General features: G+C 62.8%; 8 protein-coding genes. 5 read left to right on the forward strand and 3 right to left on the reverse strand.

Annotated features, from left to right (window positions below; translation table 11 throughout):
• Positions 1–25: 25 nt before the first annotated feature.
• The 3 genes from ACFVSJ_RS08090 to ACFVSJ_RS08100 are packed head-to-tail and all read left to right on the forward strand — an operon-like array spanning position 26 to position 3,588.
• The gene (locus ACFVSJ_RS08090; RefSeq protein WP_387435767.1) at positions 26–2,140 is read left to right on the forward strand and encodes a DUF6541 family protein; all 2,115 of its coding nucleotides are present in this window, start codon (positions 26–28) and stop codon (positions 2,138–2,140) included.
• 2 nt (positions 2,141–2,142) lie between these two features.
• Positions 2,143–2,628: a GtrA family protein gene (locus tag ACFVSJ_RS08095; RefSeq protein WP_387435769.1), complete on the forward strand. Its 486-nt coding sequence runs from the start codon at positions 2,143–2,145 to the stop codon at positions 2,626–2,628.
• 3 nt (positions 2,629–2,631) lie between these two features.
• Entirely contained in the window at positions 2,632–3,588 is a 957-nt protein-coding gene (locus tag ACFVSJ_RS08100; RefSeq protein ID WP_387435771.1) for a glycosyltransferase family 2 protein, read from the forward strand.
• 96 nt (positions 3,589–3,684) lie between these two features.
• Here the strand turns inward: ACFVSJ_RS08100 and ACFVSJ_RS08105 are convergent, their stop codons facing one another.
• Positions 3,685–7,029, reverse strand: a complete 3,345-nt coding sequence (locus tag ACFVSJ_RS08105) for a chitobiase/beta-hexosaminidase C-terminal domain-containing protein (RefSeq protein WP_387435772.1) — start codon at positions 7,027–7,029, stop codon at positions 3,685–3,687.
• Between the two features lie 307 nt (positions 7,030–7,336).
• On the opposite strand from ACFVSJ_RS08105, the gene ACFVSJ_RS08110 reads away from it, so the two are divergent.
• Entirely contained in the window at positions 7,337–8,131 is a 795-nt protein-coding gene (locus ACFVSJ_RS08110) for a hypothetical protein (RefSeq protein ID WP_387435773.1), read from the forward strand.
• Between the two features lie 116 nt (positions 8,132–8,247).
• Entirely contained in the window at positions 8,248–8,754 is a 507-nt protein-coding gene (locus ACFVSJ_RS08115; protein WP_387435774.1) for a hypothetical protein, read from the forward strand.
• Between the two features lie 70 nt (positions 8,755–8,824).
• Here ACFVSJ_RS08115 and ACFVSJ_RS08120 read toward each other — a convergent pair whose 3' ends face one another.
• Together ACFVSJ_RS08120 and ACFVSJ_RS08125 are read right to left on the reverse strand one after the other, a co-directional pair.
• Positions 8,825–10,171, reverse strand: a complete 1,347-nt coding sequence (locus tag ACFVSJ_RS08120) for a neutral/alkaline non-lysosomal ceramidase N-terminal domain-containing protein (RefSeq protein WP_387435776.1) — start codon at positions 10,169–10,171, stop codon at positions 8,825–8,827.
• 247 nt (positions 10,172–10,418) lie between these two features.
• Positions 10,419–13,106 carry a GH25 family lysozyme gene (locus tag ACFVSJ_RS08125; RefSeq protein ID WP_387435778.1) on the reverse strand — a complete coding sequence of 896 codons (2,688 nt, stop codon included), beginning with the start codon at positions 13,104–13,106 and terminating at the stop codon, positions 10,419–10,421.
• Positions 13,107–13,239 lie beyond the last annotated feature (133 nt).

A 13,239-nucleotide genomic window follows, 5' to 3' on the forward strand; every position in this document is an offset into this window, starting at 1 on the left:
GCATCTAAGAAAGGCGACCGTAGGAATGGGTATCGGCCCTCTGCTGTTGTGTGTACTCCTGATCGTTGTGCTGTGGTGGGGGCCCGGCTGGCTGCTCGGGGAGGCGCTGGGTGTCCGCCGGACCATCTTGCCGGTGGTGGCACCCCTGTTGGGTATGGGCGCATTGACCGTGATCGGTGTCATGGGCCATTCGCTGGGCCTTAGCTGGGAACTGCTGCCGGTCGCGGCTGTGCTCCTGGTCCTGGCAGGCGTTCTCTTCGCGTTGAGGTCGTTCCTGCAGCGGAGGTTCCCGGGAACCTTTGGATTGCCGGTAAGGACAGATCCTGGCGTCTTCGGCAAGCACCACATTTCCGGCGCATGGTGGATCCTGCTCGCCGGGCTCGTTGCCGGCGGAGCCGTGGCGGCGGTGTCCTGGACTGTTGGTACCGAGGGGCTCCTTGGCATCAACCAGGACTGGGACATTCCGTGGCACGCCAACATGATCCGGTTGATCTCGGTCAACCATGAGTGGGATCCAGGCATTGCCGGCAACTTCGCCTATTACGACACGTCCATTGCCGACGCGCCCATTAGAAGCTACCCCATAGCATTCCACGCGCTGCTGTCCTTGGTCTGGCCGCTGACCGGGGTGAGCATCCCCGTTTTCCTGAACGTTTTCGTCCTGGTGATGATGGCGGTCCAGCTTCCGCTGAGCACCATGGCCCTGACCATGGTGGTGACCCGCCGGCCGATCGCAGTCGCTGCGGCCGGGGCCGTTTCCGGGTGGTTCACGGTCTATCCTTACGACCTGCTGTGGCGTGGCCCCCTGATCCCGTTCTTCGCCGGCATGCTGCTGGTGGGTCCCTTCGCGTTTCTGGCCATCAAAGGGGCCTTGGAGCAAAGGAAGTTCTGGATTCCGGGCATCGCCTTTGGCGCCGTAGGCCTGATCGCCGTCCACCCTTCCCTTGCCTTCGTTGTCCTCCCGTTGTTGGTCTTCTGGTTCCTTTCTGCCGCGATCCGTCGGAAGGGACGCATCCTGGGCATCACCGTCTATCTGGCAGTTGCCGGGATTCTCGCGGTGGTGCTTGGCCTGCCGATCATCCAGCAGATGCTCAAGGAGTCCGAGCGCGTCTCCAAGATGATGTGGGCCCCGGACACCGACCGCAATGGAGCCATCCAGAACATCATCTTCCTCCACCACGGATCCATCGCGATGCCGATCCTCACCGTCCTGGTGGCATTGGGCTGTCTGGCCGTGGTGTTGCGCATCCGCATGTGGTGGTATTTTGGGCCGGTTCTCGCGTTCGCCTTCCTCTCGGTTTACACCATGGGCAGCGACAGCCCCCGCTTCCTGAACCTCACGGCTCCCTTCTACGATGATCAGTGGCGGATCTTCGGTATCCTCGTGATGCTGCTGGTGCCGTTGGCGGGCTTGGGCGTTGCCCAGGCCGCCGAGGCGGTCGAGTGGTTGGCCGGCAGAATCCGCGCGCGGCGGTCCTCGCCGTCGAAAGACGGGAATGACGCACGACGGCGGCCGAGTCGCCTTGTGACTGTAACGGCGGCCGTCGTTGTCCTGCTGGCAGCTGGTATCGGGGCCACACCGTACTTCAAGCAGAATGCCGAGCGGATCAACATCAATACCAAGGTGGACGGTGCCACCTTGAGTGCGTCGGAAGTGGACCTCCTCAGCAAGATGGACCAGTACGTCCCACAGGACGCCACCGTGCTTAACGACTCGTGTGATGGTTCCGTGTGGATGTACGCCCTGGGCAACCGTATGCCCATGATCCGGCACTTCGAGGTACTTCCAACGAACAGGCAGCTTCTGGTCCTGCAGAAACTTCCGGAACTGGCCACCGACGCAGAAGCGCGCGCAGCCGCGTCCGAACTTGGCATCGAGTGGGTTTACATCGCCGATGGACGTATCCGTGCCTGGGACGAACCGAAACCCGGGCTGACACAGCCGGATTCCATCCCTTACCTGAAACTGGTGACGCGGGAAGGAAACGCCGCCCTTTACCGGATCGATTGGTCCCTGTTGCCGGGCGGCAAGGAAGCTTTCGACGCCGACGCCAAGGACCGGGTCCAGCTTGACGGTGTCCCGGGCATCCTTGAAAACCGGAACCCTGACGGTATTGCCCCGCTCGGAAGGATTTGCTGACCATGAAGGCATTCATCGCTAAGTTCCTGGCGTCGAGCCTTTTCAGGTTCCTCCTGATCGGCGGCTTGAGTTTCCTGGTTGACCTGGGACTCCTCGCTTTGTGTTTCCAAGTCTTTGGCTGGCCGTTGTGGCTGGCGACAGGCGCCGGCTTCTGGGGGAGTTTCTTTTTCAACTACTTCCTGCAGAGGCATTTCGCTTTCGGTGGCGGGGGCACGGCCATTGGCGGTGTGCTTCGCTACTCGGGGCTCCTGGCCTTCAACACCCTGGCAGTCATGGGAATCGTGGAACTCTTCCAGTTCCTTGGGGCGGGCTACGTTGCCGGTAAAGTGGTGGCGACCGTCGTGACCATGGGCTGGAACTACTTCATTTACAAGCACTGGGTCTTTCCACAGAAGAAGCACCCGAAAGATTCCGGTCACAAGACCGATGGCGTGTCTGACACGGATGCGCCACCACAGAACCTCACACCAAAGAGCAGCGAAGGATAAGCGATGTATCGAGGCGTTCGAATTGCCGCGGTAGTACCGGCCTATAAAGAAGAGAACCATATCGCGCAGGTCATCCAGACGATGCCCGATTTCGTCGACCACATCGTCATCGTCGATGACTGCAGCCCCGACGACACCTCCGGTGCCGCCAAGCGCGCCGACGACGGCAGGGTCACCCTCATCCGGCACGAGGTCAACCAAGGGGTCGGCGGCGCTGTGCTGACCGCACACAAGGCCGCCATGGAGCTCGGGGCCGACATCAACGTGGTCATGGCCGGTGACGCCCAGATGGACCCGGAATACCTACCCCAGTTGCTGGATCCCGTGGTGGATGGCTACGGATTCGCCAAGGCAAACCGCTTCTTCTCGGGAGAGTCCTTCGCCGGTATGCCCGGATACCGGATTTTCGGCAATATCGTGCTGTCCTTCATGACCAAGCTTGCCTCCGGTTACTGGCACATCTTCGATCCCCAGAACGGCTACACTGCCATCCGGACAGAGGTCCTTCGCCGACTGCCGATGAACAAGGTCGCGGCCCGGTACAGCTTCGAGAACGACCTCCTGATCCACCTGAACATCCTCGATGTGCCGATCGTCGACGTTCCGATTCCGGCTGTCTACGGAAACGAAGTATCCAGCATCAAGCTGCGCAAGGTCATTCCCGAGCTGCTGGCCATGTTGTTCGGTGGCTTCTGGCGCCGCGTCTGGTGGAAGTACATGGTGTGGTCCTTCTCGGCGGTAGCCCTGTTGCTGATCGCAGGACTCGTCCTGATCGTCATGGGCCTCGGCGTTGGCGCTTGGGTGCTCGCTGCAAGTGTCGGATCGCCGACGGCGGGGTCGGTGATGCTGGCTGTGGTGCCCTTTGTGCTGGGCGTCCAAATGTTGCTGGTCTCGCTCCAGCTGGACATCCAGGCCAGCCCGGACCGGCCAACCATGCATCCCATGAAGGAACGTGCCTGACACATCAAAAAACGGCCCGGACGCTTGACTGCGTCCGGGCCGTTTTCTTATTGAACATAGGGCAGGTAGCCCCGTCCTGCCCTATGTGGCTTCCGATCAGGGGAGCGAGGTGAATCCTCCCCATCCCCAACCGACCTGGCTGCGGGGCAGCCAGCCGGATGTTCCATTACCGGGGTAGAGGAACAGGTTTCCGCCGGCGTCGCGGGCCAGGACATCGTTCTTCCCGTCGCCATTGAAGTCGCCCGGTCCCAGGATGGCGGTCATCGAAGACCAGCCACTGCCCACCTGGACCCGGCTGAGCCAACCGCCTGTGCCGTTGCCCGGGTAGAGCCAGAGGATTCCTGATGTATCCCTGGCCAGCACATCGGACTTCCCGTCCCCGTTGAAGTCGCCGGTGCTGACGATTGCCGTCATGGCGTTCCAGCCTGTACCTACCTGCGTCGCGGTGCCGAAGCCGCCTGTCCCGTTGCCCCGGTAAAGCCAGAGGGCGCCGGCGGAGTCCCTGGCGAGGACATCTGCCTTGCCGTCGCCGCTGAAGTCGCCCGGTGCAAGGATGAGCGTCATACCGTTCCATCCTGCACCGGCCTGGACACGGGTTTGGAGCCCGCCGGCACCGTTTCCGGGGTACAGCCACAAGACGCCGCTGGTGTCCCGTGCCAGGACGTCGCTGCGGCCATCGCCGTTGAAGTCCTTGGTGGGAACGATCGCTGTGAGCGAGTTCCACCCTGTACCGAGGGACTTCTGGGTCAACCAGCCGCCCGTTCCATTACCCGGGTACAGCCAGAGTGTTCCACCGTTATCGCGGGCAATCACATCGTTCTTGGCATCGCCGGTGTAGTCCTTCCAGGTGGCGGCTGGTGGGGCGGCCACTGTATAGGCCTGGGTGACGATTGCCGAACTGTTGTTGGCTGGATCCACGGCAAAGTACTTCAGCGTCAGGGCCGCAGTCAGCGTGATGGGCGCGGAGTACTTGTTGCCGGCCGTGGCCGTCGGGTTGGTCCCGTTGGTGGTGAAGTAGATGCTGGACCCAGCCTCGTTGGCCGTCAGCGTGATCTGCTGATTCGCTGGATAGCTGCCGGCGGCCGGATTGGCGGTGACAACTGGTGGCGTTGTGTCCAGGACCGTATAGGCCGTGGAGGTGACCGCCGAGGCGTTGCCGTAAGCATCCACGGCAAGGGACTTCACAGTGGTGTTACCCGTCAAAGCGAAGGGAGCCGAGTACGCCTTGGTGCTGCCTGCGGCAGCAGTACCTGGCGTGGTGCCGTCCGTTGTGTAGAAGATGCTGCCGGCTTCGCTGGAGGTCATTGTCACCAGTTGTCCCGAGGGGTAGCCACCGGCTGCGGGGGACACGGTCAGAACAGGCGGGGTGTTGTCCACTGCATAGCTCTGTGTGCCGACGGCCGAAGAGTTGCCGGCTGTGTCCTTGGCAAAGTACTTCAGCGTCATGGACTGCAGTGGCAGGGGTGCCGTGTACACGGAACTGGAGACAGTGGGGGTGCTTCCGTCCGTGGTGTAGTAGATGGTTGCGGCCTCGTTGACGGACAAAGCGACCGTCTTGTTGGGACCGTACGTGCCGCCAGCGGGGTTGACGGAAACAACCGGGGCCGTGTTGTCCGGAGCGGACACCGTGACAGTCCGGGTGGCCGTGGACGTATTTCCTGCTGCGTCCCTGGCCTCGACGGTGAACGTCGCCGTTCCATTCGCCAGGTTGGTGTAAGCCTTGGGCGACGTGCATTCGGTGAAGGCGTTGTTGCCGAGCTTGCACCTGTAGCCGGCGATGTCGCTTGAGGTCGACGTGAAGACGAACGACGGCGAGACGCCGACTGTTGCTCCCTCGGCAGGTGATGTGATGCTCACCTGCGGTGCGGTCAGGTCCGCCGTCACCGTCACCGAGGCGACAGTGCTGACGTTGCCGGCCATGTCGGCAGCCCGGACCCGGATCACGTGCTGACCCGCCGTGGCCAGGGCTAGTGTCTGCGCGTTGGCGCAGGCCGTAAACGCAGTGGTGGAATCGATCGAGCAGGAGAGCACGGAGTCGGAATCCGAGGTCACCCCCAGAACCGGGGAGCCGTTGACCGTCGACCCGGCGGCGGGTGCGGTAATCACCGGTGCATTCGGGGCCGTCAGGTCGACGGTGAACGAACGGGAAACCGGAACGCCGGATGGTGCGGCCCTCACAGAGAAGGTGTAGGCGCCGGCGGCCAAAGCCGTCCCCGGAGTGAAGCTTCCGTTGGTGCAACTCGTCCAGACCGGTGCAGCCGTGCTCAGCTGCAGGCTGCAGTCCAGGGCGCCGCCAGGAGGCGTCGACGCCACAGTGAATGTGGGCGTGGAATCGTTGGTGAACGCGGGGTTCGCCGCCTGGGAACCGTTTGCCGCCGTCGGACCGCTGACGATTGACGGGACGACGCCGCCGAGGCTCTGCAGCCGGCCCTGTCCGTTTGGCTTGGCTGGATCCAGTTGACCGGGATCGTCCATGACCAGGACCTTGCCGTCCCGCATGGTGATTCCGCCGATCTTGCTGAACCCAAGTGCCCACTGGTTGTCCACTGAGTCGTTGCTGAGGTCTATCCGGGAGATCGTGTCCTTGCCAGCGTCAGCAATGCCGGTTCCGCCGCCGGTTCCGGTGTACAGCACCAGTGGTGTCTGCCAGTCGTAGTAGATCGCCGTTGGCTTGCCGACGTTGTACAGCGCCGTAGGAACGTAATTGGTCAAAACGCCGTCGTCCGGTGCCGTGAAGACGGTCAGGCCCGAAGTTTCAGCGACGTACACCACGACGTTGCCAGCGCTGTTGCGGTGCGTCGCCGCGATTCCGAGAGCGCTGGAGCTGACCGAGGCAATGGACTCGATGCTGGGGTGGAGGGCCGTGGGATCGGCGATCTTGATGATCGACCTGGCATTGGCAAAGGACAAATAGATGTTGCCGTCGGGGCCGTCGCTGACGGCGTTCGGGCGCAGGTCGCCGTCGAAGATGGTCAACTGGCTCTTGTAGTTGAAGAGGCTGGTTCCCGCGTTCCACACGGCTCGGTAAACCTCGGAGCTTCCGACGGCGGCATCCGGAATGAACGCAATTTCGTCGCCGCTGCCGGGGTTGCCGGGCGTGGGATCAATGATGGCCGGGGTGCCCGCAAGGGCCGGCCCGGTCTTGTGCCCGGCCAGGGTTCCACCGAGGCATGTGCTGGTTTCGAGGCCGCCGGTGGTGGCACCGGATGTCTCGGTCACACGGCAAAACCCTGCCCGGGAATCGGAAACCCAGATCCGGCCTTTCGGGTCCACCAGGGCCCCGGCGGCCTTGGTCAGTCCAACGGCTACGGTTTGGCGGGCCTGGTCGGCGACGGAGGGTCCCGCCGCCAGCATTCCCGTCAGTGCGGCCGTGGCAAGGCTTGCCGTGGCGATGACGGCTGTGGCTTTGCGGCGACGGAATGGCGCATTCTTGGCGCCCAAGACGGTATGCCGGGAGGTTTGATGAGAGGTTCTTGAGCGACCGGAGAGGGCAAGGCATGCCAAACCAAGCTGAAGAACACTGCGATTGCGCGTGTCCACCGAGGGATCCCCACTTCATTCGGATGCTCCCCAGCTCCGCATGCATTGGTTATTCGCCCCACGCCGTTTCCGGCTGCGTCTTAGTACATCTTCCCCCAATTTTCACATTTGTCACTAGTGGACTTTCCCGGGACTGCTCCAGCACTGCAGCGAGGCCATCGTCTTGACCGCCGATTGCCCGCCACGCACGATTGAAGTGGAGGTAGCGATGCGCAGAATTATTCCTTTGGCCGTGTTCCTGGCGATGCTCCTGGGCGGATGCGTAGCCCCGTCGCCGCAGCCCTCCGGAAGCCCGACCCCATCAGGCGCCACGGGCGGCACCGTGACCTCGGCGCCCGGCCCTTCGCCGTCGTCCGCCCCGTTAAGCGACCCACCCGGCCCGGGCGACGCCGGACCTGGTGACGACGAACCTGGCCGGTACTCCTTCCGCTGCACCAGCCTGGACGCCTCCCCGGAAGTCCAGTTGTCGAGCCTCGCGGAGGTCTGGGCTGCAACCAATTACACCCGGATGGGTTCCTGTGAAGTCGCTTACGAAGGCGAGCAGCCATTCCAGGCCACACCCCGTGAAGCCGAGGCGGTGTCCGCTGCCGGCACACAGGCCGGCGATGACGGGGGATTGGGCGTCATGCTGGATATCCTGCGGCTGTGCACCCGGATCAGTGATGAAACGGGGCCCGACGGATTCGCCGGAACCGCCAAAGCGGTCCTCGTTGCCGCTGCCCAGTATTGCCCCGACGCCCCGCAGGGCAAGATCATTGCAGGCTGGGCCGAGGGGACACGCGTGGGCGATGGCAGCCACGTGGTGGGGGACCAGATGGAACCGGGTAGCTACCAAGTGGTCAAGCAGGCCGCATCCGCCGACGCATGCACGTGGTCGGTGTCGGCAGCGGGCGGAAGTATCGTGGCCAGCGGCGGACCCGCAGAAGCCGGTAAAAACGTGGACCTGGTGGCCGGCCAAAACTTCACTAGTGACAAATGCGGAATTTGGGGGAAGATGTACTAAGACGCAGCCGGAAACGGCGTGGGGCGAATAACCAATGCATGCGGAGCTGGGGAGCATCCGAATGAAGTGGGGATCCCTCGGTGGACATGCGCAGGCGCAGTGTTCTTCAGCTTGGTGTGGCAACAATTGCCCTGGCCGGTTGCTCAGGAACCAAAGTAGAAACTTCCCAAACCTCCGCCCTTGAGGTGGCGCCCGCCGTCGCCAAAGACGACCAGGTGGCCAGGGAAAAACCCGAGCCCCTGGTGAGGTACCAATTCACATGCCTTGCCGCGGACGGCAGCCTCATTGGCAAGTTCTCAAGTCTCGAGGAGGTTTGGGCTTCGACCCGGTACATGCACATCACAGACTGCCAAGTGGCCTACGTCGGCTCAGGACCGCATGCCCTTACACCCGAAGAGACGGCTGCGGTCAATGCCGCCGTGGCTGCTGGTGCACCGGGCGGACAGGCGTCCGAACTGTGCCTCCGGATCATCCGTGCCTGCACCCGGACCGATCCGCGAAACCTGGCGGCCGCATTGGCTGCCTATGGGGTCCCGGTGGTGAAAGGGGCCTTGGCCCTCGCGCCTTTGGCGCCGCAGGCAGCCATTTTCACGAGGTGGTTGAAGACGGCCGTCGTGTCCTAGCAATAAAGTGCATTGCGCAAACAATAGCGCGGACCCTTTCGGGGTCCGCGCTATTACCGCTGGTCGGATTCTATGCCAGGAGGGAATTCATGGCATTGATCAACGTGGTTTCCACCCCATTTGTTCCCGCCTTGAAATGGGCAATATGGCCGTAGACGGTCATCGAACCGCCGGCAATTCCCGGATAATCAGGCTCCCAGCCGCCCTCGTAGCTGCCGAGGGGCATTGATGGCGGAAAGAATTCATTGCTGGGAATATAGCAGCAGGACTCGTTGGCATATCCACCTACGATGATTCCGTTGGTGCCGCCGTTCCTGTTGCGGAAGTAGGCCGCATATCCGCTGACAAGCTCGCCGCCGATCATGGCGATCTTCAATTCGGGACTCCCGCCGAACTTCCAGACCTGGAAGGGCGAAGGCACGGATGTTGCGTAGCTGTTGCTGTCGATCCGGCCGATCATTACCTGGGCGTGCCTTTGATACCACTGCGGCTGCCCGTTCGGATTTGGAAGGCGCGAGACGTAGGCGGCTCGCACCGCCGCGAGGTTTGCCGCGGTCGGGGTGATGTCCAACGGCAGTTGGACCTCCTGGTACCTGGTGACCATGGGGCTGCCCAGGGCACGTCCCGCGGACTGCATGTTGTTGTTTACCGTGGCGCCCAAGGCGTCGCCGTGCTGGTCCCTCAATTCCCAACTGCGGACGCCACCGGGGTCCTGGTCGCCAGCGGGGCCTTGGATGAACATTGCGAAGCAATTCGGGTTGCGGTTTTCGATGTAGTTGCAGGCGCCAGCAGCGAAGTCCCCATCGAAAAGCGTGCGCAATCCGGCGCTGATGGGGTGGCAGCCATAGCTGAAAATGACGGCGGCCGGCGTGCCATTACCCCGCCTTGCCACGAGGATGGGTACTGCCGTCTCGGTATATGGCAGGCCTACGCGGTTCGCCGAGAAATTCTGGGTGGAGACCTTGTAGTCGAAGGTGACAGCTGTTTCGTTGGCGTCGAGGGCCTGCTGTGCAAGGTCCACAATCGTGTCCTCAAGGTCTGCGCTGTAGGACCGGACCAAGCCCAGGTCCGAAAGCCCGTAGGCCATGAAGGGGTGCAGCGTGTCTATCAAGGCCGGGCCATTGTGGGTGTGCGTTGCCTGGATGAGGATATCGCTGGTGGACCAGTCCGCGAGATCCAGGATGCGATCCCTGATGCGTTGGTGCATGGCACGCGGCAAGGCAAGCACATCAAGGCTGATGATGATGTGGGGGTGGGTATCTTCCCAGATGAGGATTGCCCGGGCGTATAGGGGCTCGAACGGCGAACTGCTGGTGGCCTCGCGTCCGCCGTCGGTGGTCCCATATCCAGCCATATACGGATTGGTGCTCAGGGACGGCGTAATGTCAGCGATGGCAGTTCCAACTCTAAACGCCATAAAAGATCACTCCTTGATTGCGCGCTGCGGGTTGATCTTCGTTTGCCCCCAAACAAAGTCCGTTTCCCGAATGCGCTGAACAGCCAATACGTGAGACCACCTTCATTAGAACATGTGATCCTGCAATTTAGTCCGGTTCAGGCCGGATTAATATTGCGCCCGGTCGCCGTCCCTTGCGGCAATCGCAGAAGGGCCTGTCCACCCTGGAATTCAGGTGGACGGGCCCTTGATAGCCGGGTGCCGGTGGCTACCTGGCGGCGGGGGCGAGGATCGTCAGGCCGTTCCAGCCCGACCCGATCCTTGACGGTGTGCCCCAGGTGCTGTTGGCACCAATCGGGTAATAGCGGAGCTCGCCGCTTGTGGTGCGGCCGATGATTCCGCTGCTTCCGGAGCCGGCAAAGCTGCGGATCGCGCCGAAACTGGAGATAATGTCCCAGCCCGTGCCTACGACGCGCGGAGTTTCGGCGATGAAATTGCCTGTTCCGTTGGTTCGGTACAGTTTGAGGTCGCCGGTAGAGGTCTTGGCGATAAGATCGGCGTTCGAATCCTTATCGAAATCGACTTGCGCGATGTCCAGGCCGGCCCAGCCCATGCCGATGGATACCCCGGTGGAGACCGTCTTGCCGCTGGGGTTGGCGAAGTAGTAAAGCCGGCCGTTCGCGTCGTAACCGACAATTGCCGGATTGGCATCCGCCTTTTTCCACGTGCCTACCGTCAACGTCCAGTTCTTCCAGTTGCTGCCAAGGGAAATCGGTGCGCCGAAACCACTGCCTTTCCTGCCCGGGTAGACATTGAGCCGTCCGTCGGACCACTGCGCCACGATGTCCAGGGCGCCGTCGCCGTTCCAGTCGGTCACGAAGCCTGCCTCCAATCCGTCCCAACCGGTCCCGATGAGGTCCTGTGGAAGCAGTGCAGTTGTTCCCGTTCCGGGGTACCGGTAAAGGTTGGCATCCGGACGGACGGCCAGGATGTCCTCCTCATCGATGCCCAGTGTGCTCTCCACATCCAAGGGCGCCCCGCTGATGAGTGTGGCGTCGTTCCAGCCAAGGCCGATGAGGCTGCGGTTGCCCCAGGAGCCGGACTGTGCGGGGTAGTAGTAGAGGTCGCCGTTGGCTGCCCGGGCCTGGAGGCCTTGGGACGCCGCACCACTGAAGTTGATGGCGGAGCTGACCGCGCTCATGCCGGACCAACCGGTACCGATGGTCCTCGCTGGCTCGTTGATGAAGCTGCCCACACCGTTTGATCTGTAGAGGCGGAGGGTGCCGTCCGCGGTTCGCGTGACCATGTCCTGGTTGCCGTCGCCGTCGAAGTCGATCTGGTTCAGCTGGTGCCCGCTGAACCCGGTTCCGATCCGCACACCGCCGCCAAGTCCTCCGCCGCCGGAATTCGGGTAGCGGTAGAGGTTGCCAAGGTAGTCCTGCCCGATCACGCCGGGATAGGGGTCCTTGAAGTTCCACCAACCCACGGTCAGCGACATTTCCTGCCAGCCGGAACCCACCTGGATGGGGGCGTAGAAGCCTCCGCCCGGGGCGCCCCTGAACACTTTCAAGGTGCCGTCGGACCATTGCGAAAGGATGTCCTGGACGCCGTCCTGGTTCCAGTCGACCACGTAGATCGCCTTTGCGCCGGACCAGCCCGAACCTATGGTGACGGGGCCTGTGATCCTGCCGCTGCCGTCCGCCGGGAAATTGTCGAGCCTGCCCGAGGCAGTTGTGGTGAGCACATCGGCGCCGGACTTTATGGACGGATTCGACGGGTCGGAAACGCCCCGGGCAAACGTCCGCAGTTGGTCGTAGCTGCCGTTGAAGATGTTGGAGTCACCCTCGAACGGACCAGTGCTGCTGTACTGCCACATGGTGTAGTTGCCCCAGCTCGCCGGCATGTTGCCGGGGGAGTTGGTGGGGTTGGACCAGTAGGACGCGATCCACAGTGGGTAACTGCCGAAGGTTGAATTGCCGACGCAAGTATTCCACCAGTCCGTGGTGCTGTAGATGACGGGGAAACGACCGGTCAAGGCTTTGACGGTATTGCCGAAGTCGGCAGCCCACTGTCCCAGTTGGGCCTTGGACATGTCGTAGCACGTATTGCCGAAGTAGAAGCCGTTGATGGTCCGGCCGGCGTAGGGGTTGTATTCGATATCCAGGACCGGCGGCAGCGTGTAGCCGTCGGCAGTCCATCCGCCGCCGTTCGCGACGAAATACCGCGCCTGGTCAGCGCCCGAGGACCAATTGGGGATGGCGAAGTGGTAGGCGCCGCGGACCATGCCAACGTTGCGGGAACCGTTGTATTGCTGCGTGTAGTTTTCGTTGACGTAGTAGTTCCCCTCCGAGGCCTTGACGTATGCCCAGCGGGAGCCTTGGTTCCATTGGCTTTGCCAGTCGACGTTGCCTTGGTGGGCGCTGACATCCTGGCCCGCGACGCCGATGGTGGGTTGCCAGTGTCCCGGATCGGGGGCCATGGGGACTACGCTGCCAACACCGCGCGACCCTGCGGGGCCCGCGGTTCCGGCCTCTTGTTTCGTGGAGGCTACACGGGGAGAGCGTTGGCCCATCTCGGCGCCGCCAGCCGGAATGGCCGCCCTCATGGCGGCCTTCATGGCCTCGGCGTCCGGAGCATTGCCCGGCTTGGCGCGCTCGGCTGACGCCGGACTTTCAGCGGCTGAAGGTTCGACGGCGGTATTCGCGGCCGGCGTGTTTCCCACCGGCGTCTTCACCGACTGCGGTGGTTGCTTGGTCGGGGACGAACCGACGGGCGGATACTCCGCCTTCGGAGCTGCCTGTTCCCCGGTCACGGAAGGCGGAACCGGGCGTGGCCCGGAATCGTCCGCCCTCGCCGGGTTCACCAGCAAAGTACCGGCGACGAGAGCAAGTGAAAGGGCGAATCCCGCTTTGGCCATGGGCAGGCGGCGGATCGACCGTACTGGGTTGCTTGTCATATCCCTATTTCCGGCCCTGTGCCGCGGCTCAGCGGCGCATGGTGTATGGCTTGCTGACAAGCTCCGGGGCGGGCGCCTGCGCATGAGACCAAAGGCCAGCTCCTAACGGGCATTACCCTAACACCTTCGAAAC

Source organism: Paenarthrobacter sp. NPDC058040 (genome assembly GCF_042885775.1).
In the GTDB taxonomy this organism is placed as follows: domain Bacteria; phylum Actinomycetota; class Actinomycetes; order Actinomycetales; family Micrococcaceae; genus Arthrobacter.

What these genes read in the sequence shown, in the direction of transcription:
- ACFVSJ_RS08110 (WP_387435773.1), top strand. Translation starts at nt 7,337, where the DNA reads ATGCGCAGAATTATTCCTTTGGCCGTGTTCCTGGCGATGCTCCTGGGC.
- ACFVSJ_RS08090 (WP_387435767.1), top strand. Translation starts at nt 26, where the DNA reads ATGGGTATCGGCCCTCTGCTGTTGTGTGTACTCCTGATCGTTGTGCTG.
- ACFVSJ_RS08125 (WP_387435778.1), bottom strand. Translation starts at nt 13,106, where the DNA reads ATGACAAGCAACCCAGTACGGTCGATCCGCCGCCTGCCCATGGCCAAA.
- ACFVSJ_RS08100 (WP_387435771.1), top strand. Translation starts at nt 2,632, where the DNA reads ATGTATCGAGGCGTTCGAATTGCCGCGGTAGTACCGGCCTATAAAGAA.
- ACFVSJ_RS08095 (WP_387435769.1), top strand. Translation starts at nt 2,143, where the DNA reads ATGAAGGCATTCATCGCTAAGTTCCTGGCGTCGAGCCTTTTCAGGTTC.
- ACFVSJ_RS08120 (WP_387435776.1), bottom strand. Translation starts at nt 10,171, where the DNA reads ATGGCGTTTAGAGTTGGAACTGCCATCGCTGACATTACGCCGTCCCTG.